The organism is Paenibacillus albicereus, from assembly GCF_012676905.1.
Classification (GTDB): Bacteria; Bacillota; Bacilli; order Paenibacillales; family Paenibacillaceae; genus Paenibacillus_O; species Paenibacillus_O albicereus.
The window spans coordinates 5,008,371-5,031,954 of sequence record NZ_CP051428.1; the positions used below are offsets into that span (position 1 = coordinate 5,008,371).

The 23,584-nt window shown below is 66.5% G+C and carries 16 protein-coding genes and 1 pseudogene; 5 read left to right on the forward strand and 12 right to left on the reverse strand.

The features are described from left to right. Positions 1–695: 695 nt before the first annotated feature. The 3 genes and pseudogenes from HGI30_RS22300 to HGI30_RS22310 form a co-directional block, all read right to left on the reverse strand. Complete coding sequence (locus HGI30_RS22300) at positions 696–2,042, reverse strand: sugar phosphate nucleotidyltransferase (RefSeq protein ID WP_168909514.1); 1,347 nt, start codon at positions 2,040–2,042, stop codon at positions 696–698. Positions 2,043–2,044: 2 nt separating this feature from the next. Continuing rightward, the gene (locus HGI30_RS22305; RefSeq protein ID WP_168909515.1) at positions 2,045–3,598 is read right to left on the reverse strand and encodes a glycosyltransferase family 4 protein; all 1,554 of its coding nucleotides are present in this window, start codon (positions 3,596–3,598) and stop codon (positions 2,045–2,047) included. A 233-nt stretch (positions 3,599–3,831) separates the two neighbouring features. Beyond that, a pseudogene (locus HGI30_RS22310) lies at positions 3,832–4,626 on the reverse strand (DUF6492 family protein); the annotation flags it as partial. A 351-nt stretch (positions 4,627–4,977) separates the two neighbouring features. Here HGI30_RS22310 and pepT point away from each other — a divergent pair. Both pepT and HGI30_RS22320 read left to right on the forward strand, forming a co-directional pair. Beyond that, positions 4,978–6,210, forward strand: a complete 1,233-nt coding sequence (pepT, locus tag HGI30_RS22315; RefSeq protein WP_168910053.1) for a peptidase T — start codon at positions 4,978–4,980, stop codon at positions 6,208–6,210. Between the two features lie 254 nt (positions 6,211–6,464). After that, the gene (locus tag HGI30_RS22320; RefSeq protein ID WP_168909516.1) at positions 6,465–7,655 is read left to right on the forward strand and encodes a glycosyltransferase family 4 protein; all 1,191 of its coding nucleotides are present in this window, start codon (positions 6,465–6,467) and stop codon (positions 7,653–7,655) included. A 113-nt stretch (positions 7,656–7,768) separates the two neighbouring features. Here the strand turns inward: HGI30_RS22320 and HGI30_RS22325 are convergent, their stop codons facing one another. From HGI30_RS22325 to HGI30_RS22345, 5 genes are all read right to left on the reverse strand, one after another. Next, on the reverse strand, positions 7,769–10,807 hold the full coding sequence (locus HGI30_RS22325; protein WP_168909517.1) for an efflux RND transporter permease subunit: 3,039 nt from the start codon (positions 10,805–10,807) through the stop codon (positions 7,769–7,771). Positions 10,808–11,454: 647 nt separating this feature from the next. Next, complete coding sequence (locus HGI30_RS22330; RefSeq protein ID WP_168909518.1) at positions 11,455–12,363, reverse strand: LysR family transcriptional regulator; 909 nt, start codon at positions 12,361–12,363, stop codon at positions 11,455–11,457. A gap of 143 nt (positions 12,364–12,506) precedes the next feature. Then, on the reverse strand, positions 12,507–12,938 hold the full coding sequence (locus HGI30_RS22335) for a DUF6526 family protein (RefSeq protein ID WP_168909519.1): 432 nt from the start codon (positions 12,936–12,938) through the stop codon (positions 12,507–12,509). Between the two features lie 3 nt (positions 12,939–12,941). Continuing rightward, the gene (locus HGI30_RS22340; protein WP_168909520.1) at positions 12,942–15,002 is read right to left on the reverse strand and encodes a catalase; all 2,061 of its coding nucleotides are present in this window, start codon (positions 15,000–15,002) and stop codon (positions 12,942–12,944) included. 88 nt (positions 15,003–15,090) lie between these two features. After that, on the reverse strand, positions 15,091–16,848 hold the full coding sequence (locus HGI30_RS22345; protein ID WP_168909521.1) for a methyl-accepting chemotaxis protein: 1,758 nt from the start codon (positions 16,846–16,848) through the stop codon (positions 15,091–15,093). Positions 16,849–17,053: 205 nt separating this feature from the next. Here HGI30_RS22345 and HGI30_RS22350 point away from each other — a divergent pair, with 205 nt between their 5' ends. Together HGI30_RS22350 and HGI30_RS22355 are read left to right on the forward strand one after the other, a co-directional pair. Further along, positions 17,054–18,067: an LLM class flavin-dependent oxidoreductase gene (locus HGI30_RS22350; RefSeq protein ID WP_168909522.1), complete on the forward strand. Its 1,014-nt coding sequence runs from the start codon at positions 17,054–17,056 to the stop codon at positions 18,065–18,067. Between the two features lie 238 nt (positions 18,068–18,305). Further along, complete coding sequence (locus HGI30_RS22355; protein ID WP_235680253.1) at positions 18,306–18,932, forward strand: LuxR C-terminal-related transcriptional regulator; 627 nt, start codon at positions 18,306–18,308, stop codon at positions 18,930–18,932. 71 nt (positions 18,933–19,003) lie between these two features. On the opposite strand, the gene lepB is transcribed toward HGI30_RS22355, so the two are convergent. The 4 genes from lepB to HGI30_RS22375 form a co-directional block, all read right to left on the reverse strand. After that, positions 19,004–19,525 (reverse strand): signal peptidase I, encoded by a 522-nt coding sequence (gene lepB, locus HGI30_RS22360; RefSeq protein ID WP_168909523.1) that lies wholly within the window; start codon positions 19,523–19,525, stop codon positions 19,004–19,006. Further along, entirely contained in the window at positions 19,522–20,031 is a 510-nt protein-coding gene (locus tag HGI30_RS22365) for a hypothetical protein (RefSeq protein WP_168909524.1), read from the reverse strand. The genes lepB and HGI30_RS22365 overlap by 4 nt, the downstream gene beginning before the upstream one ends. Before the next feature lie 95 nt (positions 20,032–20,126). Continuing rightward, positions 20,127–20,897, reverse strand: a complete 771-nt coding sequence (locus tag HGI30_RS22370) for a hypothetical protein (RefSeq protein WP_168909525.1) — start codon at positions 20,895–20,897, stop codon at positions 20,127–20,129. An 80-nt stretch (positions 20,898–20,977) separates the two neighbouring features. Further along, positions 20,978–21,442 carry a hypothetical protein gene (locus tag HGI30_RS22375; protein ID WP_168909526.1) on the reverse strand — a complete coding sequence of 155 codons (465 nt, stop codon included), beginning with the start codon at positions 21,440–21,442 and terminating at the stop codon, positions 20,978–20,980. Between the two features lie 438 nt (positions 21,443–21,880). On the opposite strand from HGI30_RS22375, the gene HGI30_RS23720 reads away from it, so the two are divergent. Beyond that, the gene (locus HGI30_RS23720) at positions 21,881–22,771 is read left to right on the forward strand and encodes a general stress protein (protein WP_168909527.1); all 891 of its coding nucleotides are present in this window, start codon (positions 21,881–21,883) and stop codon (positions 22,769–22,771) included. Positions 22,772–23,584 lie beyond the last annotated feature (813 nt).

A 23,584-nucleotide genomic window follows, 5' to 3' on the forward strand; every position in this document is an offset into this window, starting at 1 on the left:
ATGAAGCTTGAACCAGGCGCCACGCTGCCTGGACAGCTCCACCCCGACTAGAGGATGCTTTATGGCCGATAAGTCGGGCTTTTAATTTGTCGCCGCTTTGAAACGCCGCCTTTTGGATGCGCCACCGAAATTCTTGCGACTCGTCAGACGCTTAGAGGGCCTTTTTCCCGTCTTCCGTTACGCTTACGACTCCTCAAACGCTTAGACGCTCCGATGCGCGTGTTCAGCCCTGATTCATCGTCCTTTGCGGCTTCTAAGCGTTTCACCCGTCGTTACCTTTCTGATGGGACCGAATCTGGTGCCCTAACGAGCTGATTCGTCGCAAGAGGCAGCGGCAGGCCCGCCGCCGTCGCGCTGCTGTCGAGGTAGAGATTCCATTCGGGATTGGGGCAAGGCTCCGAGGTCCGTGTTAAGCTGATTTGCTGCAACTCCCCATGCCGGTCGGCCTGCAAGGACGGGCGAACGCGTCAAGAGCTGCAGCCCGGCCTGCTTGCCTGGCGCCCGACCTGCTCGCCTGGCGCCCGGCCTGCTCGCCTGGCGCCCGACCTGCTTGCCCGGCGCCCGGCCTGCTCGCCTGGCGCCCGACCTGCTTGCCCGGCGCCCGGCCTGCTTGCCCGCTGCCGCCGGCATCCCGGCAGGCCGCGCAGCCCTTCCAGCTCAGCAGCAGCAGCAGCTCCAGATCATGTCCGCGCGCCTTACCAGCTCATCAGCAGCCGCTCGATGTCCCGCTCGTCGAGCACGCGGCCGATCTCCACCTGCATGCAGGTCAGCTCCGTCACGGCTTTGACCCCGTGCCGCGAGCCGGGCGGGAAGCGCATGACGCTGCCGGGTCCGACCGGAAAAATCTCGTCCTCCAGCATGAAGCGGCCGACGCCGGACAGCACCGTCCATATCTCCTCCTTGGCCTGGTGCAGATGGTAGCTCGTGCACTTGCCCGCCTTGAACGAAACGCGGCGCGTCAGCACCTGGTCTCCGCTCTCCAGCCGATCGATCTCCAGCGTGCGGCAGCTGCCCCAGCGCTTCTCCTCCTGCATCGGCAGGCTCGGCAGCGTGCGAAGCGCTTCCTTGATGCGGTCGGAATGCTCCTTGCTCGCGACGAGGATGCCGTCCGGGCTGGCCGCGACGACCGCGTCGGAGATGCCGATGATATGGATCGGGCAGCCGAGCTCATTGATGAGATGCGTGTTGCGCGCGCCGGCCGATACCGCCCCCGGACCGAGCTGCACGTCGCCGAGCTGCCGCAGGAACGTCGTCCAGCTCCCAAGATCCTGCCAGCTTCCCCCGTAGCGGAGGACGGCGGCATGGGCGGCTTTTTCCGCGAGCTCCTGATCGAAGCTCTTCTCCTCCCACCCGTCATAGCCCTGCAGCAGCTGCTCGTACGCGGCCGGGTAGCCTTTTTCCCGGAGCTTATCCAGCAGCCATCCGAGCCGAAACGCGAAAACGCCGCTGTTCCACAGCGCGCCGCGCTTGATGAGGCGCGTCGCATCGGGCGGATCGGGCTTCTCGGCGAAGCGCTCCACCGCCAGCCACCCGCCCTCCTCCGAAGGCGGACGGCGGCGCTCCGGCACGATATAGCCATACTGCGAAGACGGATGCGTCGGCCCGACGCCGATCAGGCCGAGCTCGGCTCCGCGCGCCGTCGCCTCCGGCAGGCGCCGCAGCAGCGCGAGGAAGTCGGGCTCCACGAACAGGTCGACCGGCAATACGACCGCCGTCTCCTCGATCGAGGCTCCAGCTCGGCCGGCCAGATAGGCCGCCGCGAGCGCCGCCGCCGTGAACGTGCCCCGCTTGGACGGCTCCTCCACGATCGGCACGTCCGGTCCGGCATGCGCGCGCGTGATCTCCGCCTGGCTGCGATGCGTCACGATGACCGCGCCCTCCAGCAGCCCCTCTTCGCGAAGCTGCCGGCACAGCCGCTCCATCATCGATTCCAAGCCCCCGTCCGGAGCCGGCAGCAGCTTCAGGAACAGCTTCGACCGGATTTCGTTGGAAAGCGGCCACAGCCGCTTGCCCGAGCCTCCGGACAATAAAATGAGTCGCATGTCTAGCTTCGTCCTCCTTTTCCAGCGCGCGGCCCCGTTGGCCGCGATCCGGTCGAGCGCCTCGAACGCCTCGGCAAGGCCGACCGCAGCAGGCGAGTCGATGCTCGGCGCCGCGTGTTTGGTCCGAGGCCTGCAAGCCTCCGTCCCCGCTTGCCGCGCTTCCGAGAGGAAGCCCCCGGCCTTCGGCCGCCTTTGCGGGACACGATCTCCGTCTCCGGCTCCAGCGCGCCTCCCCGCCGGGCCGTCCCCCGCTTCCGCACGCCCTCACGGGACACGATCGCCGTCCCCGGCTTCCGCGCGCCCTCCCGAGACACGTTCGCCGTTTCCCTCGGCTTCCGCGCGCCCTTCCGGGACACGATCGCCGTCCCCGGCTCTCTGGCGCCTCTCCTCGGCCCGCCCGCCGCTCCCGGCTCCGAGCCGATCCGCTCGAGCGCCTGGCGCAGCTTGCGCCCTGCCGCCTCCCAGCTGAACGCCTGCATGTCCCGGCGTCCCTGCCGCCCCTTCCGGGCGCATAGCGCCCGATCGCGGCTCGCCGCGCGCATCTGCCGCTTCAGCCCGGCCAGATCGGCTTCGGCCCACAACTGTCCCTTCTGCGCGAACAGCCCCCTGAAGCTTCGCGAGATCGCTCCGCGTCCCTGCATGCTTTCGGCGGGAGGACGCAGCCGATACGGGACGGAGAACGAGTTGGCGTCCGTCAGGAAATCGGCCTGCCCGCCCCAACGCGGGGCGATGACCGGCACGCCGCTCGCCAGCGCCTCCATGAACGGCATGCCGACGCCTTCGCCGCGAGTCGGCAGGACGAACGCGTTCGCCGCTGCGTACAGCCCCTGCAGCCGGCCTTCCCCGATCTGGCCGGAGATGACCCGGACCGGCGCCGGCCGATGCGGCAGCCGCAGCGTGTCCAGATAGCGGCGGATGCGGCGCTCCGCGCCGACGGCTCCCCCCTCGTCCTTCCAGCCGCTCGTCTTGACGACCAGCAGCACGCGGTCCTTGTCGCTGAATTCCTCCGCATACGCCCGCAGCAGCGCCTCCGGATTCTTGCGGTGCTGAAAGCTGAACACCGACAGGAAGACGAAGCGTCCGGACGCTTCCGGCACCCCGGCCGGACGCCGACCCGGACGGAACCGCCGCGAGTCGACGCCATGCGGCGCGAGATGGACCGGCACCGTGACGCCGCTGTCGCGCAGCGCCTTGACGTTATGGCGCGAGGGCACGATCACGGCATCGTACCGGTCGATCGCTCCGCGCCAGCGGGCCGGAACCCGCGTCGTCTCCCAGACGGTGTTGAGCACGACGCGATCGTAGCCGCGCCGTCGCGCCTCGTCCGCATCCAGCGTGTGCGGCGGATGGTGGTAGACGAGCATCCTCCGCCCGCTGCTGCCCGCGCCCCCGCCGGACGAACCGGAGGGCGGCAGCCCGATCCGCGCCGAGGCCCGCACCGGCAGGCCGGCCCGGCGCAGCGCGCGCACGTACTGCCGGCTCGCGCCGCCGAGTCCGCCTGGGCGTCCGATCGGGCCCTGCCAGTCGACGCGCCAGCGCCCGCCCGGCCGGCTCATCGGCCGTACCGGCGGCCCGGACCGGCCGCGAGCGGCCGCGCCGCGCCGCGCGGCGCCGCGTGGCGCGCGGCGGCCGGAGCCGGCCGGCCGGCGAGGTTCGCCCGACGCTTCGACGCGCCTACGGCCACCGCCGGCCTGGCGCCGCCGCCCGCCAGGCGCTTCGCCACGGCGCCGGCCGGAGCCTTCCCGGCGCTTCTTCCCGCCGTCCCTGCGGCGGCGGCAGCCCGGCGCACGTAGCCTTTGCGCTCGTGAAAGCTCACCGAGCGGTACTTGGCGGCCAGCCGCTTCCGCCGCTCCGGCGTCAGGCTGCCGACCCTGCTGTGCAGCGCGCGGTTCTGCGCGGGGCGCAGCCGGACGGCCGCAGGATTGCGGCTGTACACGTAATTGCCGTACGTCTCGTACTCGCTGAAGCCGAACTGCTGCGAGCGGTTCAGCTTCGTCAGGATGGCGCGGTGCCAGCTCATGCCGTGGCGCTCCTCGATGTCGCGCTTCATGTCGCGCAGCTTCGCCTTTTCGAACAGCATGTAGTGGGTGACGAGCGAGCGCGGCGACGCCGCCTTGCGGCCCATGAGCCGCTCGTGCATGCGCAGGTACTCCGGCTGCGTCCAGCCGCGGGTGTAGAATGTCGTGCGGCCGCCGGAGCGGAACGTGTGCGGCCGGATCAGCACGGTGTCGGCGTCGATGACGAGGAAGTAATCCGCCGAGCACAGCTTGTCGCCGCTCAGCTTGAGCAGCTGCTGGAACAGCCAGCCGGAGCGCTCCCAGCGGGCGGAGCGGTAGTGGATGTCCTTTTTCGTCAGGGGAAGCACGGTGTTCTCGTCGACGAACCTCCACCCGTGCTCGCGGCAGAGGGAGAGGATAGCGTCCTTGCGGGGGGCGACGATGACGATCTCGCCGATCGGATGGCGCACCTGGGCGCGCGCGGCGCGGATGACATGGGGAAGCGTCGGAAGGTCCTTCTCGATCGCGGGGATGAGCACATCGATGCGGGGGAGCGCTGCGGCTCCCGCCGCCTTCGGCTTCGGCATGGGTTCGGTCAACTCCTGTACGGTCGTCGTCAAAAGCTCTGCCACCAGCATATGCCGCCCGCAGGAGCCGGGGCTGGGCAAGCCGGCGGAAGGGGCCGATGCCACGGGAATCGTCGGCCGCAGGGGAGGACAGCCGCTCCCATCCGCCGCTCCCCAGCCTCAAAAATGAGCCGGCTCCGCCCGCCTCGCTGGATTACCGCCCTTCGCACCTGCTATAGTGGACGCATGACGAACCCGCTTGGTCGTCCTTGCGGCGGCAAGGCGGGTCGAACGACAGCATGCGCTCAAGGAGGACGGGCTCCCCGAGCTCTCCGGCGCCATAAAGGAGTCTTTTCCATGGACAAGAACGATCTGAAACCCGAGCTGATCCGCCGCTTCACCGCCTACGCGGCCGTCGATACGCGAAGCGACGACAGCAGCGAGAGCTGCCCGTCCACCCCCGGCCAGCTGGTGCTGGCGCGCCAGCTGAAGGACGAGCTGGAGGCGATCGGGCTGACCGAGGTCACGCTCGACGGCAACGGCTACGTCATGGCGACGCTGCCCGCGACGAGCGCCAAGCCCGTGCCGACGATCGGCTTCCTCGCGCATATGGACACCGCCTCCGACTTCTCCGGCGCGAACGTGAAGCCGCAGCTCGTCGAGAGCTACGACGGCGGCGACATCGTGCTCAGCGCGGAGCTCGGCATCACGCTTTCGCCGCGCGAGTTCCCCGAGCTGGCCGGCTACAAGGGCCAGACGCTGCTCACGACCGACGGCACGACGCTGCTCGGCGCGGACGACAAGGCGGGCATCGCCGAGATCATGACCGCGATGGCCTATCTGGCCGCCCATCCGGAGATTCCGCATGGACGGATCCGCGTCGGCTTCCTGCCGGACGAGGAGATCGGCCGGGGGCCGCATCGCTTCGATGTCGCGGCGTTCGGCGCCGACTTCGCCTATACGATGGACGGCGGTGCGCTCGGCGAGCTGGAGTACGAGAGCTTCAACGCCGCCGAGGCCCTCGTCACGATCCAGGGCAAGAACGTGCACCCCGGCTACGCCAAGGGCAAGATGCTCAACGCGCAGACGATCGGCATGGCGCTGCACGGCCGGCTGCCGGCCGGCGAGGTGCCGGAGTTCACGGAGGGCTACGAGGGCTTCTTCCACTTGATGGAGTTCGAGGGCACCGTCGATCTCACGCGCATGCGCTACATCATCCGCGACTTCGACCGCGAGAGCTTCGAGAACCGCAAGAGCCTGCTGCAGACGATCGCCGAGGAGTTCCGTCAGACGTACGGCGCGGGCAGCGTCACGCTCGAGCTGAAGGACCAGTACTACAACATGCGCGAGAAGATCGAGCCGGCGATGCACATCGTCGAGCTGGCGCGCCAGGCGCTGGAGGACTGCGGTGTCCAGCCGGACATCAAGCCGATCCGCGGCGGCACCGACGGCTCGCAGCTGAGCTACATGGGGCTGCCGACGCCGAACCTGTTCGCCGGCGGGGAGAACTTCCACGGCCGCTACGAATACGTGTCCGCCGACACGATGGTCAAGGCGGCCGAGGTCATCCTGCGCATCGCCACGCTGGCGGAGGAGCAGGCTTAGGCAAATGCAGGCGCGAGCGTCCGGGAACGAGATGGACGCGGACGGGAACGCCGACCGGCAAGGAGCCGCGCTCCTTGCCGGTCGGCGTTTTTGGAGCGTTCGCCTGCCGGATCCCGCCGAACTCCCCCTCGTTTACAACCTCTACAAGTCCCGCTGATCCGGCGCTGACAGTCGCCCTGTAGGCTCTAGCCGAGAGCGCGGGACGGATCGCCGGGACCGCCGTTTTCGCCACGACCGAACCGGGAGGGATCGCCATGCGCCTCGCCTTGTTTACGGATACGTTCGCCCCGCAGATGAACGACGTCGCCCGCACGCTCGGGCGGCTGACCGCCCATCTGGAGCGCCGCGGCATCGAGCATCTCGTCTTCGCCCCTGCCTCTCCCGAAGAGGCGAGCCCGCCTCTGGCCCTGCATCCGCCGCCGCTGTCGCTGCGGCCGTCTCCGAGCGTCCCGTTCCTGCTCTACCCGGAATGCCGCCTCGCCTTGCCCAACGTGCTGTCGATGCGCCAGCAGCTCGACCGCTTCCGTCCCGACCTGCTCCATCTGGCGACGCCGTTCAACATCGGCCTGTGCGGCCTCCGGTATGCCCGGCGGCGCGGCCTGCCCCATGCGGCGTCCTACCACACCCACTTCGACCGCTACTTCTCTTACTACGGCATGGCCAAAGCGGTCCCGCTCTACTGGCGCTACATCCGCTGGTTCCACCGCAGCTGCGGGGCGACGTTCGCGCCGTCGCGCGAGACGCTGCTCGCCCTCTACCGTCAGGGCGTCGGCGGCCTCCGGCTGTGGACGCGCGGCGTCGACAGCGAGCGGTTCCATCCGGCCAAGCGCCGCGCGGCGGCTGTCCGCGAGCGGTTCGGCATCGCCCCGGACGAACGCATCCTGCTCTATGTCGGCCGCATCGCGCCGGAGAAGGATGTCGCCACGCTGGCCGAGCTGCTGCGCGGGCTGCCCGCTTCCCGGGAAGGGCGCGCGCGCTGGCTGGTCGTCGGCGACGGGCCCGCTCTGCCGGAGCTGAAGGCCGGCGCGCCGGACGGCGCCATCTTCGCCGGCTACCGCGAGGGCGAGGAGCTCGCCGAGCTGTATGCGTCGGCGGATCTGTTCGTCTTTCCGTCCTCCACGGAGACGTTCGGCAACGTGGCGCTGGAAGCGATGGCGAGCGGATTGCCCGTCATCGGCGCGGACGCCGGGGGCATCCGGGAGTCCGTGCGCCACGAGGCGACCGGCCTGCTCTGCCCGCCGGGCGACGCCGCCGCCTTCGCGGCCGCCATCGAGCGGCTGGCGGCGTCTCCGGACGAGGCGCGCCGCATGGGCGAGGAAGGGCGCAAGCATGCCCTCAGCCAGTCGTGGGAGGCGATTCTCGACGATCTGCTGGACCAGTACGGCGAGGTGATCGAGCGCTCCAGGCACGCGCGGGCTGCCGATCCGTCGTTCGGCACCGGCTGACCCGCTCGGGACGGCTGGGCATCGGCCTGCAGCGTGAAAAAGCCGTTCCCCGGCCCTTCAGCGGGGGGAACGGCTTCTTTTTCGTCTGACCCGAGTTCTACGGCCCGTGTCCGTTACAGAGGGAGCGCTTCGGAGGCTTCCTCCGGCTTCCGCTTCGCGCCCAGACCTTCGCGGCGCTGGCGGGCCGCCTTGCGGAAGAACAGCAGCTCGTAGATGCACGGCACGATGACGAGCGTCAGCACGGTGGCGACGATCAGGCCGCCGATGACGACGATCGCGAGGCTTTGCGAGACGATGCTTCCGCTCTCCGCCGAGCCGAACACGAGCGGAAGCATGGCGCAGACGGTCGCGATGGCCGTCATCAGGATCGGGCGCATGCGCGTGCCGGCCGCCTCGAGCAGCGCCTCGCGGATCGGCATCGTCTCCTCGTTGTGCTTGACGCGGTCGAGCAGCACGATCGCGTTGGTGACGACGATGCCGATCAGCATGAGCGCGCCGAACATCGCCGTGAAGTCCGGCGTCACCTGCGTCACGACGAGGCCGAGCACCGCGCCGATGGCCGCGAGCGGCAGCGTGAACAGGATCGCCAGCGGAGTCCGCAGCGTCTTGAACGTCAGCACCATGATGAGGTAGACGATGCCGATCGAAATGAGCGCGATCATGCCGAGATCGGCGAAGTCCTGCGACATGTCCGCTGAGGCGCCGCCGACAGAGGCGTGCGCGCCGGCGGGCAGCTTCAGGCCGTCGACCGCCTTGGAGATGTCCGCGCCGACGACGGACAGCCGGCTCGGCTCCGCCTCGGCCGCGATGCGGACGTAAGGCTTGCCGTCTTTCAGGTAGTAGACGGTCGCCTTCTCTTCCTGAACCCACTTGGCGACCGCCGATACCGGCTGCGGACCGGCGTCCGTCAGCACGGTCAGCGCATCCAGCTCCGCGGCCTGCGTCGGAGCGAGCGCCGGCTGCAGCACGACCGGCGTCTGCCGGCCGTCCTCGCCGGCCAGCTGCCCGATCGGCACCGGGTTCAGCATGCCCTGCAGCTGCTGGGCCAGCTCCGCCGACTTGGCTTTTGCCGGATCGACCTCCAGCGTGTAGACGGCTTTCTTCGCCTGCTCGTTGCTCTCGACCTTGAGCACGTCCTGCACCGGCTCGATAGCCGCCATGACAGTCGCCGCCGCAGAGCTCGCCGTCGCCGCGTCCGGACCCGTCACGTCCACGTACACCTGGGAGCCGCCGCTGCCGCCCATCAGGCTCGACGTCTTCACCTCCAGCTCGGCGTCCGCAGGGATGCCCGCCTGCGCTTTCACCTGCTCGGCCAGCGCCTCCGCGTCCGTTCCCTTCTTGAGTCCGAGCAGATAGCGGATCTGCGTGCGGGAAGCGATCTCGCCGTACTGGGCCGACTCCTCGTTGCCTCCCGCCGTCATGTACACCCACTCCTGCTCCGGCAGGCTCTGCAGGTACGATTCCAGCTTTTCTCCGTCCGCGGCCATCCGCTCCTGCGTCGCATCCGCCTGGAAGGCCAGCGTTACGGACAGGTTGGAGGCGTCCGACGTATCGAGCGCGCCCTTGGGCATCGCTGCGTACGCTCCGATCGAGCCGGCGAGCAGCACGACGGCGGCCGTCAGCGGCAGCCACTTGCGGCGCAGGCTCCAGTCGAGGAACCGCTGGAAGCGCCGGGAAGGCTCATGCTCCGTCAGGCGCACGTTCCGGAACAGCCCGGCACCGATCAGCGGAACGACCGTCAGCGCGACGAGCAGCGACGAGAGCAGCGAGTAGCTCACGGTCAGCGCGAACGGCAGCAGGAACGCCTGCAGCGAGCCGCGCAGCAGGCCCATCGGCAGGAAGACCGCGACCGTCGTCAGCGTCGAGGCGGTGATGGCGGTCGAGACTTCGCGCGTCGCGTCGATGACGAGCGGAATCGAGAAGCGCTCCTTCTGCAGCCGGCGGAAAATGTTCTCGATGACGACGATGCTGTCGTCCACGAGCCGTCCGACCGCGACGGCGACGCCGCCGAGCGTCAGGATGTTGAGCGATACGCCCGACAGGTCGAGCAGGTACAGCGTCAGGCCGAGCGACAGCGGGATCGACACGATCGTGACGAGCGTCGCGCGGATGTTCCGCATGAATACGAGAATGACGAGCGTCGCGAACAGCGCTCCGAGCAGCACCTCTTTCATCATGCTGTTCACGGAATTCACGACCTGGTCCGAGCTGCTCATGAGCACCCTGAGCTCCGCGCCGGGAATTTCTCCGTTCAGCCGCTCGGCTTCCTTCTCCACGTCCCTCCCGACCGCGACCGCATTGGCGCCCGGAGCCTTGGTCACGGTCAGCACGAGCGCGTCCTGGCCGCCGAGCCGGCTGATGCCGCCGGCCTCGCTCTGCGCCTCGACCCGCGCCACCTCGCCGAGCGCCACGCCCGGAGCGACCGGCAGCTGCCGCAGCGTCTCGACGTCGCGCAGCGTCGACGTCACGTTCAGGTTGACGGCGCTGCCGCCGAGCTGGCTCTCGCCGATCGAGGCGGAGCCCGTGCGGCCTTGCAGCACGCCATACAGCGCCTGCAGCGGCACGCCTTTGGCGGCGAGCTTATCCGCGTCCGGGGACACCGTCACGGACGGCTGCGGACGGCCCGACAGCTGGGCGGCGCCGATGCCGTCGATGTCCCGGAACGCTTCGAGAATGTCCTTTTCCGCCTCGGCGCGCTTCGCCTCGGCCATCGTCTCGTCGAACGTCAGCGTCACCCAGCTCACCGGGATCATCGACGTGTTCAGCTGGATCACGTACGGCGGAGCGACCCGCTCCGGCAGCGGCACGGAGGCGATGGCCCGCTCCACATCCGCCCTTGCCTGCTTCATGTCCGTCGACGAGTCGAAGTTCAGATTGAGCTGCGAGTAGCTGTCGCCGGACGTCGCGAACGCAGCGGTCTTGCCCTGGATGCCCGCCGTCGCCTCCTGCAGCGGCTTCGTCACGAGCGCCTCCATCGACGCCGCGTCGTAGCCCGGCCCGATCGCCGTCACCGTCACCTGCGGATTGTCCGCCTCCGGCAGGAACTCCATCGGCAGCTTGAGGTAGCTTGCCGTCCCCATGACCAGCACGAGCACGACGCACAGCCACACCGCCGCCTTGTTTCGAAATGCTCCTTGAATGAATGACCTCATCCCCATCTTCCTCCCCATGGTCGCTTTCTCTTTGTCGGATTAAAGTGCCATAGAGAGTGTACCTTGAACTCGACGCGGGCTGGAAACGGCTGGAGAACGGTCTTCGATCCCATCTGCGGGAGGGCGGCGGAGCCGGTCTGAAGTCCAGGAGCAGGCTCCGACGGAGGATGGAGGGCGGCGGCGAGGGGCGCAGCCAAGGGGGCCAGGCTGAGGGCTGAGCTGGCGCGGGCGGCCTTCTTTTTCCGCATGCAAAAAAGGCCCGGGAGATCGCCCTCCCGGACTAGACCGTCGGCACAGCCTCGTCCGTGTCCCCTTCTCTGCATATGCTGACGAAACTCAGACACGCTATTCGGCGAAAAATCGGACCTTCTCCACGCTAACGAACCGGAGACACGTTATTGCGCCAAAACAGACCCTTATCCCGTCGTGAACAAGCCAATAAGGCGTCTCCGGTTCGTCAGCGCTCAAGAAGAGTTCCCTAGGGGCAAATAAGACACCTCAGGTTCGTTACGTCCTGCCTATTCTGCCGTCGACGAACGACCTGTCGCCCCCACTCCAGAGCACCCGCCGCGAGGCGATACTGGCGACTCGCTGTGACCCGGACCTCTCGCCCATTCTGGCGCCTTCTCCCCCCGCCCCGCACGGCGTCAGTCCTCTCGCCGCACCGCCCGCTCCAGCTCCTCGACGTAGGCGGCTCCCAGCCGGGACAACGCGCGCTGGCGCTGGCTGATCCAGCCGACCTCGATCGTCTCGTCGCATTCCAATGGCACGGGGATGATCTCGTTGCCGTTCAGGTCCTTGCTCAGCACGCCGGTCGAGATCGTATAGCCGTTCAGGCCGATGAGCAGGTTGAACAGCGTCGCGCGGTCGCTGACGCGAATGCTCTTGGGGTGGGACAGCGTGCTGAGGATCTCCTCCGCGAAGTGGAACGAGTTGTACTCGCCCTGGTCGAACGACAGATATGGATACGGCTCCAGATCCTCGACCGTCACCCTCGCCTTGCGCGCGAGCGGGTTGCGGATGCTGATGAACACATGCGGCTCGGCCGTGAACAAGGTGTGGAATTCCAGGCTGGCCGAGGCGAGCAGCTTGTGGATGACCTGGGCGTTGAACTCGTTGCGGTAGAGGATGCCGATCTCGCTGCGCAGCATCCGCACGTCCTCGATGATCTCATGCGTCTTGGTCTCGCGCAGCGCCAGGTCGTACTCCTCCTGTCCGTACTGCTCGACGAGCCGGACGAACGCATTCACGGCGAACGCGTAATGCTGGGTCGAGACGGAAAAATGCTGCGGCGCCCGGCGGGCGCTCCGGTAGCGGCTCTCCAGCAAGTCCGCCTGCTCGACGACCTGGCGCGCATAGGCGAGAAATTCCGTCCCCTCGGTGGACAGCTCGATGCCCTTGTTCGTGCGGCGGAAGATCGTGATCTGGAGCTCCTGCTCAAGCTCCTGCACCGCCTTGGACAGGCTCGGCTGCGAGATGAACAGGCGCCGGGCCGCCTCGTTCATCGACCCTCTCGCCGCGACCTCGATGATGTAGCGCAGCTGCTGCAGCGTCATGATGGCTCGTCCTCCTTGCTCGGTTCGGTTACGGCTAGTATAAAGGGTGGCCGCTCAATTCGTAAACGAGGAGCGCGCTGGGCCACAGACGAAAAAGGCATGACCAAGTCATACTTGGTCATGCCGGAATTCGTTGTCCGCTCTCAAATCCTCATCTCGTCAGGCCGAAACTCGCGAATCTCCGCCCGGATCGCCGGCGGCTCCAGCCGCTCGGCCGCCGCCCGTCCGCACAGCGCCGGGAACTCGCCGTCCCCCGCGTTGCGCAGGGCGAGCAGCTGGGGCAGCGTCAGCCGCGGGTCCAGCTCCCGGCCCGTCAGCCGGAAATGCCGCAGCCGCTCCTCCGCGCGGATGATGCGGTCCTGCGACTTGGTCGCGTACACCCGCATCCGCAGCAGGCCCAGCAGCAGCACAAGCGCGAGTCCGGCCAGCAGCCAGGCCGTCCAGGCGGCGTCCGTGCCCCAGGGCTGCCGGGCCGCATGGACGGAGCAGGCGATCAGCAGCGCGAGCCCGAGCGGCAGGTTCACGAAGTGGTGGAGCGGATCGAAGCGCGGCGGCTGCTTGCGGCGGTCCGCCATCCGCTAGACCTGGCGCGTCCAGTGGCGGTGCTCGGCGACCGCCTGGATGAACGGCTGGCCGAGCCCTTGGCCCGCGAGCAGTCCCGGATCGCCCGCCTTGGCCTTGATGCCGGCGAGCGCGAGCAGCTGCTCCGCGTCTTCGGCACGGCCGAAGCCGATCGCCTTGTAATGCTGGAACGCTTCCTTCAGGAAGTCCGCCAGCTTCGGCACGGCCGCCAGCGCCTGGACGCTCGCCTCCCCTCCGGCGACGAGAACGGCGTCGAACAGCACCGAATCGCTCGTGAGGAAGCTGTGCGCCGCCTCGACGGCCGAATCCGCGTCGCTCTTGACCGCGCCGAGCCGGACGCTGAGGAATTCCGGCTGGATGCCGGCATTCGTCAGGTCACGGACGAGCGCCTCGGTCGCTGCGCCGTCGAAGCCGTCCGCCACGAGCACCGCGACCTTGCGGCCGTTCGGCGTCTTGATCGTGTTCATCATGCTGAGCGCGGGCGAAGCGGCCGCCTCTCGGGCCTTGTCGTCCGCCTTGGCCGGCGGCGTCGCGCCGATGTTGGCGGCGATGCCCGCCGACAGCTCGCCGCTGACGTTGGCGAACATGTCGATGACGGCCTGGCGGATCGCCTTGTCCTTGACGTGGCCGAGCTCAAAGCTGAACGCCGAGACGATATGCTGCTTCTCCACGTCCGACATGCTGTTCCAGAACAGCGCCGCTTGGCTGTAATGATCCTTGAAGCTGTCGCTGCGCTCGCGCGTGACATGGCCTTCGACCTTTTCCTGATAATGCTTGTAGCCGTCCGCGGTCGGGTGCGGAGCCCCGCCGGCGATGCCGTTCTTGTGATACGCGACCGGACCGCGGTTGATCGTCATGCGGTGCATGCCGTCGCGCTGGTTGTTGTGCACCGGGCACATCGGACGGTTGATCGGAATCTCGTTGAAGTTCGGGCCGCCGAGGCGCGAGAGCTGCGTGTCCGTGTAGGAGAACAGCCGTCCCTGCAGCAACGGGTCGTTGGAGAAGTCGATGCCTTTGACCAGATGGCCCGGGTGGAAAGCGATCTGCTCCGTCTCCGCGAAGAAGTTGTCCGTGTTGCGGTTCAGCGTCAGCTTGCCGACCTTGCGCACGGGGATGAGCTCCTCCGGCCAGATTTTCGTCGGGTCGAGGATGTCGAAATCGAACTTGAACTCATCCTCTTCCTCCAGCACCTGCAGGCCGAACTCCCATTCCGGATAGCGGCCGGCCTCGATGGAGTCATGCAGGTCGCGGCGGTTGAAGTCGGGGTCCTTGCCGCCCAGCTTCTGCACCTCGTCCCAAACGAGCGAATGCGTGCCGAGCACCGGCTTCCAATGGAACTTGACGAAGCGCGCCTTTCCCTCCGCGTTGATAAGGCGGAACGTGTGGACGCCGAAGCCCTCCATCATGGCGTAGCTGCGGGGCAGCGAGCGGTCGGACATCGCCCACATGACCATATGGGCGGTCTCCGTGTTCTGGACGACGAAGTCCCAGAACGTGTCGTGAGCCGACTGCGCCTGCGGAATCTCGTTGTGCGGCTCCGGCTTGACCGCATGGATGAAGTCCGGGAACTTCATCGCGTCCTGGATGAAGAAGACCGGCATATTGTTGCCGACGAGGTCGAAGTTGCCCTCCTCCGTGTAGAACTTGACGGCGAAGCCGCGCACGTCGCGCACCGTATCCGCCGAGCCGCGCGAGCCCGCGACGGTGGAGAAGCGCACGAACACCGGCGTCTGCTTGGACGGGTCCTGCAGGAAGCCCGCTTCCGTCAGCTCCGCGAGGGGCTCGTACACCTGGAAATAGCCATGAGCACCCGCTCCGCGCGCATGCACGATGCGCTCCGGGATGCGCTCATGATCGAAATGCGTCATCTTCTCGCGGAAGTGGAAGTCCTCCATCAGCGTCGGACCCCGCACGCCCGCCTTCAGCGAATGCTCGTCCTCGGCGACGTGAAGGCCGGTATTGGTCGTCAGCTTCTGTCCGTCGTTGTCTACGGTGAAGCCCTTCAGCTGCTCGGTCTTGTCCGTCTCGTTCCGGTGCCCCTTCGGCTGATTGCTCATGAAAAGAAGTTCCTCCTCTAAATCGAGTTCTAGTCTTCTCTCCTTTAACCGACGAGGACTGCTGCCAATCAAACGAATGCGAGCACGGCTAAGCGGCGCTCGGCTCCGGGCCTTCCTGCGGAGCCCGATCCGATCCCGGCTGATTCGTTCCGGCCGCCTCCGTCCGCCGGAATTCGCCCAGCTCCCGTCGCAGCCCGTCGGACATGTCCCGCAGCTGCTCCGTCGATGCGGACACCTCCTGCATGACGCCCCGCTGGGCGGCGCACAGCTCCTCCGCCCGGACCGAATGCTCGGCGATCGATGTCGCCAGTCCGAGCAGATCATCGCTCGTCGCCAGCAGCTCCTCCATCGAGGCCGACAGCTCCTCGGCGGCGGTCGACACTTCCTGCGCCTGGCGCGCGACGACGGCGATGGCTCCGTTCACCCCGTCGAAGGCGAGGCCGGTCCGCTCCAGCTCGGCAGAGCCCGCCTTCGTCTCCTCGAGCCCGCGGTCCATCGCCTCCGCCGCCTCTTCGGCCTGAAGCGCCATGCCGCGCACGGTCTCGGCGATCTGCACGGAGGAGGCCGACGTCTCCTCCGACAGCTTCTTGACCTGCTGGGCGACGACGGCGAAGCCTCGTCCATGCTCGCCTGCGCGCGCCGCCTCGATCGAGGCGTTGAGCGAGAGCAGCTTCGTCTGCTCCGCCACGCCGGCGATGACGTCCGTCACCCGGCCGATCTCCCTCGCCTGCAGCACGAGGCGCTCTACGGACGCAGCCGCCTGGGCGATCGAGCGGCCGACCGAGTCCATCCGTCTGCGCGCCTCGTCCATTCTCCGCTTGCCTTCTTCGGCGCGAAGCCGGGCCTGCTCGGACGACTCCGCCGTCAGCGAAGCGGACTCGGCGACGCCGCTCAGGCTGAGCGCGCCTTCCTCGAGCGCCGTGCGGTTGTCGCCCATCCGCTCCCGCTGGCCAGCCGCCGAATCCGAAATGAGGCGCACCGACTCGAGCATGCGGACCGAGTCCTTCTCCGCCGCCGCCGAGCTGAGCGCCAGCAGCCGGGCGGAACCGCCCAGCTCGTCCGCGCTCCCGCCGACGGCATCCAGCAGCTGGGACAGCCGAGCCTTCATCGCGTTGACCGAGTCGGCCATCGCGCCCAGCTCGGCGATGCGCGGCCGCTCGATGTCGTCCACGGCCAGATTGCCGGCGGCGATCTCCGCCGACAGCCGGGCCGTCGCCCGCGTCGGCCGGACGATCCGCTGCGTCAGCCAGGCGGCCGCGAACGTTCCGATGAGCACCGTCGCCGCCACGACGGCCGCCATCAGGCTACGCGTCCTCGCCACCTGCTCGTTCGACGCCGCTACCGCTTCGTCCAGCCGCGTCTGCTCGAACGCGGCCAGCTCGTCCGCCTTTGCCGTCAGCTGCGCCGACAGCGGGACGCTCTGCTCCACCATGAGAGAGGAGTAGCCCTCCGTATCGCCCCGCTGACGCAGCGTCGTCAGCTGCGCGACGATTTTTCCGTACGCCGCTTCGAGCTGCTTCAGCTCTTCGGCGAGGCGGATCGCCTGCTCCTCCTCCAGACCGGCCTGCAGCCGCTCCATTTCCGCCGCAAAAGCCTTCCGGTCCTGATTGTACGCGGAATAGTTCTTCTCCTGGCCGGTGATGAGGTACCCGCGGATGTTCCTGTCCTCGCTCGCCGCGGCATAGCGCAGGTCTTGGATCGATCCGATCGCTCCCACCCGATTCTCGATGAGCCGCTCGTAAGACCGATTGACGGAGCTGATCTGCAGCCAGCCGGCGGCGCCGACGACGGCCGTGAGCACAAGCACGCCCGCGAATCCGAGCGTTAGAACGGTACGAAGCTTCATGGGTTCACCCTCGCTTAGGATAGATTGGGATGGGACTTTATGGATACATTAGACTATATATAGGCCTAAATTACCATACAATCATGCCAGGATTTTGTATAAATGAATCTTTAGACCTATCCCGATTCATCCATTAGGCTTTCATTGATTTATCTAGTATTATAGATATAAGAACCATTACCTGCTCTCAAGGAGGAATTTTCCGATGACCGCCCCTGACCCGATCCCCTACTCCCTGCTCGACCTCGCTCCCGTCACGGAAGGCTCGGATGCGGCCGAGTCGTTCCGCCGGACGCTTGAGCTCGCGCAGCTCGCCGACGAGCTCGGCTACACGCGCTATTGGCTGGCCGAGCACCACAACATGCCCGGCGTCTCCAGCTCGGCCACCTCGCTCATCATCGGCCATGTCGCCGGCGGCACGAAGCGGATCCGCGTCGGCTCCGGCGGCATCATGCTGCCGAACCATGCGCCTCTGGCGATCGCCGAGCAGTTCGGCACGCTCGAGTCGCTCTATCCCGGCCGCATCGACCTCGGACTCGGCCGCGCCCCCGGCTCCGACCAGCCGGCAGCGCGGGCGCTGCGCCGTGGCCTGACGGCCGGAGGCCAGGATTTCCCCGAGCTGCTGAGCGAGCTGCGCGGCTATTTCGACCCGTCGCTCGGCACGGCCGCTCCAGGCGTGCGAGCGGTGCCGGGCGAAGGTCTCGACATTCCGATCTGGCTGCTCGGCTCCAGCGGCTTCAGCGCCCAGCTCGCCGGCGAGCTCGGCTTGCCGTTCGCGTTCGCGAGCCATTTCGCGCCCGACTATCTGCTGCCGGCGCTATCGCTCTATCGCAGCAGCTTCAAGCCGTCGCGCCATCTCGATCGGCCCTATGCGATGGTCGCCGTCAACGTCATCGCCGCCGATACGGACGAGATCGCCGCGTGGCTCGCTACGTCCCAGCAGCAGCAGTTCCTGAACATCATCCGTGGCCGTACGGGCAAGCTGCAGCCTCCGGTCGACTCGATGGACGGCCTGCTGTCCCCGCAGGAGCAGGCGATCCTGACGGGCACGCTGCGCTATTCCATCGCCGGCAGCAAGGAGACGGTCAAGCGGCGGCTGCCGGAGATCCGCGAGGAGACCGGAGCCGACGAGTTCATCGTCGCCAGCCAGATTTACGACCATCCGGCGCGGCTGCATTCCTGCCGCTTGACGGCCGAGGCGTTCCGCGAGCTCGGCTGAGCGGCGCCCATAACGGACAAAAGCGAGCTTCTTCCGCCAGGGAGAAGCTCGCTTTTTTGGGCTACGGACTTCGCTGGACGCGCCCGTCCGATAGCCGGACGCGGGCTTGCGCCGGCGGCCGGAGCCTTTCATTTCCATATTTCGGATTGATCGGCTATTGAAGTAACTGTATAATAGCTCATGCCCATTGTTATCCAGCAGCACGGCATGACCGTTCCGATGAAAGAGGGGGATTCCGATGATCGGAGTCATAGTCGTAGATCCATATCAGCTCGTCCGGCGCGGCATCACGTCGATCCTTTCCGGAGTGGACTCCATCCATGTCGTCGGCGAGGCGTCCGACCGCAAGGAGGCGCAGGCGCTCATCCAGAGCCTGCGTCCCGACATCTGCATCATGAACAACCGCATCAATCAGCAGAGCGGTCTGGACGTCATCGGCCAGCTCAGGCAGGCCGGAGCGGCTTGCCGGTTCGTCTACCTGACCTCGTCGATGCCGCCGGCGGAGCTGAAGCGCGCGCTCGAGCTTGAGGTCGAAGGCCTCGTCCTCAAGGAAGCGCTTCCCGAGGAGCTGATCCATGCGATCCGCATGATCTCCCGGGGCCGCAAGTATTATGATGTCGAGCTGCTCGAATCGCGGCTGACGGATCAGCCCGCCGACATCACCGCCGGCCTCACGCCCAAGGAGAGCGAGGTGCTGCAGATGCTGAGCGAGGGACTGTCCAACAAGGAGATCGCCGCGCGTCTGGTCGTGACGGAGTATACGGTCAAGAAGCATGTGAGCCAGATCCTGTCCAAGCTCGACCTGCCGGACCGCACCAAGGCAGCCTTGTACTATCATCAGAGCCGGTCCGCGATCGGCGGCTGAGCCGGACCCGGCCTATAAGCAGAGCCGGCGGACTTTCGTCCGCCGGCTCTTTTTTGATGCGTTCGCGGCGGTCAGTCCAGCGGCCCCGCGATGCCGCCCCAAGGCAGCAGGCGCAGCAGCGCATAGCCTTCGATCTCGCCGGACGGCACCTGTCCGAGCTTCGGATTGCGGCTATCCAGGCTGGCCCCGGGGTCGCGGTTGTCTCCGAGCACGAACACATGCCCCGGCTTCACCCGCTGCGCCTCCATGTCCTCGGGCATGCCGACGGCATAAAGCTCCGGGAGCGCTTGGCTGTCGACGTAGACGATCCCGTCCCGGATCTCGACGACATTGCCGGGCACGCCGATGACCCGCTTGATGAGCCGGTAGCCGAGGGTGCTGCTGGCGATGATCGCGACGTCGCCGCAGGACGGCTCGTCGAGATAGCGGGAGAGCTTGTTCACGAGCAGGATGTCCCGATCTTCCAGCGACGGCAGCATGGATTGCCCCGACACGCGGCTCAGACCCGCACTCTGCGTGATAAGAAAGACGGCGGCGGCAGCCGCCGCCATGTACCGAATCCAGCCCCACACCTCTTTGCTGCGGCCGCTCACGGAGCTTCGCCGCCCTCATAGGTATCGCCCGAGACGGTCGGCGGCGGGGAGGCGGCCGGTACGTCGACCCCGGACAAGGAAGCGAGCGCGGATGCCGTGACGGCATCCAGACGGGAGGCGTACGCCCGCTTCTGCTCCTCGCTGTCGAAGCTGCGGGAGGCAAGCAGCGATTGGGCGTAATCAGCGATCTCCTGGCGCTTGGCCGCTTGCAGCTCGGCGGAGAACCGCTCGAACTCGGCCGCCTGGCGCTCGAGATCCGAGCGCAGCTGCTGCTGCAGCCGCTCCGCCTGAAGGGCGGTCTCGTCCTGGATCGCGCGGTCCAGCTCGGTGACAGCCGCGTCGGCCTGCATGCCCGCCCAGGCCATGATTTTGCTCTTCAGATCGACGTCGGCATAGGCCGCTCCGGCCGTTATCGCCATCGCGGCCGCGACCGCTCCCGCACCGATGGCCGTCCTTCTCGCCCATCCATAGCTTCCGGCCCTCGCTCCGCTCCGCTGCTTCCTCATGTCGGTTACCGCTCCTTCTCGTTCAGGCGGGTGAAGCGAAGGACATGCCGGGAATTCCCGCCATGCCCCATTCCTCCGCTGCTGTATTCGTGGAATTACTTGATGACGGCCGCGGCTTCCAGAGCGGCGAGCGCAGCCGCCGTCTTCGTGTCGGCTTCAGCCTTCACATTCGTCTTAGCCGCTTCGACCTGCTGCTTCGCATAGTCGTTCAGCTCGGCGCGCAGCTCGGCGATTTTCGCTTCGATGTTGGCGCGGATCGCTTTGTCGGACGTTGCGGCTTGATCCTGGATCAGCTTGTTCAGCTTGTCCTGGCGGTCCTTGATCGTCGCCGTGAGGTTGTCCGTGGACGACTTTTGATAAGCGGCGACATCTTTGCCGACTTGCTCCACGCTTTTCTTGGATTGGTCCTCCACGGAGCTTTTCAGGCCGTTCTCGCCATATTTCTTCGCTTCGCTCTTGAGTCCGTCGACCGTCGCGTTCACGCCGTTCACGAAGCCTTGGAAGTCCGAAGGAGCTTTCGCGCTCAGGCCGTCGGCCGCCGCGTTCACTTGGGTGATGTAGTCGTTCTTCTGCTTGTTGATGGCCAGCATGGAAGCGTCGGACTGATCTTTCTGGTAAGCCGTTACGCCGGTTGTGGAATCGGTTTTCAGCTGATTGTACTCATTGTTGTAGCTGCTCAGCTTTTTCCCGTAATCGATCGTCGCATCCACAGCGACCTTGGTCGTAGCCGCGCCGAATTTCGTGTTGTACCAGCTGTTGAACTGACCGGCGATGTCAACGCCTGCGAAGGCCGTTCCCATGCTGGCTACGATGCCTGTAGCGACGACGCCGACTGCGATTTTCGTTTTGAGCGATTTGATGGCCATGATGGAATGATCCCCTTTGAATTGGTTTTGGTTGCGATATGTAAGGCTTCCCGCATTCGGCTTGGCGCCGATTCGAGCGCTTAATCCCCCTGCGTCAGCTCCGTCAAAAGCTCGTCCAGGCTGCGTTCCAGCTCATCATCCGCGCGGGCTTGCGCGGCCGCCGCCGCTTCCTCGAACCTCCGGTCGATGGCTCCATTCGGCCCGGCAAGCTCGGCTTCCGCTTCGTCCAGCTCGCGAAGATAACGTTCCAGATGCTCGCTGTAGGTGTCGAAAGCTCTCTGACGCGCTTGCTCCGCGGCCTCTTCGACCTGCTTCCCGTAGGTTGGCGCGGCCTGCTGAGCGAGCAGGTCGGCGGCTTCCCGGAACGACTCGGCGGCTTGGCGCTCCGCCCCCCAGCGCAGCTCGTCCGCTTTCTTGCCGAAAGCGTCTGAATACCATTCCTGCACAGCCGCTGTGAAGCCCGCCTGGCCAAAGGCTGTTCCCGAACCGATCGCCGCCGCGAGCCCTAGCGCTGCCGTCGTGGCAGCCAAGCTTCTCCGTTTCATCCCGTTCACCTCGACCTTCCGTCCCAAGAGCTTTCGTCCTGCTGTCTGTACTCAGTATAGAGGGAAGTCCTGCGTCGAGGCCTCCCCCCCGAGGATACTTTGCGGTGTTCCTGGCTGCCCCAATTTTTCCAATCCATTGGAATACTGCGGTCGAGGTTTTGCGAGCGGTAGGATGCTACTCTTCCTTCACGAGTTGTCCATCCCAGCCCTAGTGTAGTGAACGAACGATCCAGGAAAGGTATCCTTTGGCACCATACCGTCATCGAATGCTGTCGACGAAAGTCGGAATTTGTCATTCTTTGGACCTAGAGGACCGTCAGGCTGCCTCTGGACCGTCTTCCGTTTACCGAATCAGTCGTCCGGTTATATTACTTCCACGACAGGAAACGCAGGTACGGATACAAGCTCGACGAATCCACGAAAGCGAGGTCATTGGAGATGAGCAAAAAAATCGTAGGCGTATACGACACGGAGCAGGCGGCGATCGAGGCGATCGAGCTGCTGAAGGAGCGGGGCGTAGAGAGCGAGGACATCTCGATCCTGGCCCGCGACAAGGGCGATGTCTCGACGATTCAGGAGGAGACGGGCACGATGGCGCCGGAAGGCGTCGCGGCCGGCGCGGCAGGCGGCGGCATGCTGGGAGGACTGACAGGCCTGCTCGTCGGCATCGGCGCGCTGGCGATTCCGGGCATCGGCCCGATCGTCGCGGCCGGCCCGATCGCCGCCGCGCTTACGGGCGCAGCGGTCGGCGCGGGAGCCGGCGGACTGGTGGGCGGCCTGATCGGCCTGGGCATCCCGGAGAACGAAGCTTCTCTTTATAATGAATACGTCCAGGACGGCAACATCCTGGTGCTGGTCGAATCGCGCGCCGAGCGGGACCACACGGTGTACGACTCCCTGCGGAGCACGGGCTCCATCAACGCCCCGTCGTATGAGCGCGACGTGCAGCCGTACAACCAGACGGCAGCGGCGACGGATCTGCCCGGCGATGCAGGCGCCGTGCCAGCGGGCGAGGTGTATCCGGACGGCACGCCGGTGCGTGGCGGACGCGCCGATGCGTCGACGACGATCGGCGTCGACGGAAGCAGCTACGTCGACACGGACCTGGACCGCGATCGCGACGGCCGGGTCATGGGCAGCGACCGCGATCCGGTGGACGGCAGCTATCGCGCCGCCGACGGCTACGCGGAGCCGGGCCGCACGCGGGACGCGCGGTATTATGACAAGGACGGCGTCCGTCGCGACGGCCCGCCGCTGGACCAGGACCGCGACGGCGACGGCGACGTCACGCTCAAGGAGCGCGCCCAGAACCTGCGCGACAAGTTCTAGGGAAAAAGGGGCTGCTCCATTAGCGCCTCTATCCGAAGAAGCAGCGGCTTCATCTAGGTGCAGCCGCAGGAAAAACGCGAGAAGAAGCCGAGGCTCCGGCTTCTTCTCGCGTTTTTGGTATGGAGGTGTCGGCGCTCATTGCAGGCAAAGGCAAACCGGACCGGCGGACCGAGCAGCCGACGGTACGCCGCAGCCTGCCCAAGCCTTGATGCGGAAAGGTTTCTTTTAGGGGCCTGGAATGCTGGCTGGGCCGTCGCTGGGCTGGGCCGTGGGCCTGGGCAGCTCGAAGCTCGATGTCCTCTCCGCCATAACGACTCGTGGTGCGCTTAGCGGCCTTTTTTTCGCGTTTCGGACAAGCTAACGACGCATGTGACGCTTAAACCCTCTAAACACCCTGATTCAGCTCGTTTTCTTGAGCTTTTTTAACGCTTCGCTCACCACACATCGTTAGCTTGATGGGCACTCACAATAGAGCCTTCTACCAAGCTGATGCGTCGTTAGCCCACTGGCTTCGGTTAAAGGAATCGCAGCGGCAGCTTCGAATCTCCTCTCAACGAACTCCAAATGGATGCGTCTGCTGCCAGCGGCTCCGTGCGGACATGGCTTGTTTCCCCGTCGGCACTTACGCTGATTTTTTCAGAGCAGGCAGCGTCGGGCAAAAGACAGCGCTTGGAAGTTCAGTCCTTAGCCTGGTCTAAAAAAACGTCCCGAGCCGCTTCGAAGCGGCTCGGGACGTTTTGACCTATCTATCGGGGAGGCGCTCCAGCAAGGGAATTTCTTCCCTTGCTGTACGCGGCCACGCCAGCCTCCAGC

Bases quoted from the DNA above. Each gene is read 5' to 3' on its own strand.
- HGI30_RS22300 (WP_168909514.1), bottom strand. From the start codon at position 2,042: ATGCGACTCATTTTATTGTCCGGAGGCTCGGGCAAGCGGCTGTGGCCG.
- HGI30_RS22305 (WP_168909515.1), bottom strand. From the start codon at position 3,598: ATGAGCCGGCCGGGCGGGCGCTGGCGCGTCGACTGGCAGGGCCCGATC.
- HGI30_RS22320 (WP_168909516.1), top strand. From the start codon at position 6,465: ATGCGCCTCGCCTTGTTTACGGATACGTTCGCCCCGCAGATGAACGAC.
- HGI30_RS22325 (WP_168909517.1), bottom strand. From the start codon at position 10,807: ATGAGGTCATTCATTCAAGGAGCATTTCGAAACAAGGCGGCGGTGTGG.
- HGI30_RS22330 (WP_168909518.1), bottom strand. From the start codon at position 12,363: ATGACGCTGCAGCAGCTGCGCTACATCATCGAGGTCGCGGCGAGAGGG.
- HGI30_RS22335 (WP_168909519.1), bottom strand. From the start codon at position 12,938: ATGGCGGACCGCCGCAAGCAGCCGCCGCGCTTCGATCCGCTCCACCAC.
- HGI30_RS22340 (WP_168909520.1), bottom strand. From the start codon at position 15,002: ATGAGCAATCAGCCGAAGGGGCACCGGAACGAGACGGACAAGACCGAG.
- HGI30_RS22345 (WP_168909521.1), bottom strand. From the start codon at position 16,848: ATGAAGCTTCGTACCGTTCTAACGCTCGGATTCGCGGGCGTGCTTGTG.
- HGI30_RS22350 (WP_168909522.1), top strand. From the start codon at position 17,054: ATGACCGCCCCTGACCCGATCCCCTACTCCCTGCTCGACCTCGCTCCC.
- HGI30_RS22355 (WP_235680253.1), top strand. From the start codon at position 18,306: ATGATCGGAGTCATAGTCGTAGATCCATATCAGCTCGTCCGGCGCGGC.
- HGI30_RS22365 (WP_168909524.1), bottom strand. From the start codon at position 20,031: ATGAGGAAGCAGCGGAGCGGAGCGAGGGCCGGAAGCTATGGATGGGCG.
- HGI30_RS22370 (WP_168909525.1), bottom strand. From the start codon at position 20,897: ATGGCCATCAAATCGCTCAAAACGAAAATCGCAGTCGGCGTCGTCGCT.
- HGI30_RS22375 (WP_168909526.1), bottom strand. From the start codon at position 21,442: ATGAAACGGAGAAGCTTGGCTGCCACGACGGCAGCGCTAGGGCTCGCG.
- HGI30_RS23720 (WP_168909527.1), top strand. From the start codon at position 21,881: ATGAGCAAAAAAATCGTAGGCGTATACGACACGGAGCAGGCGGCGATC.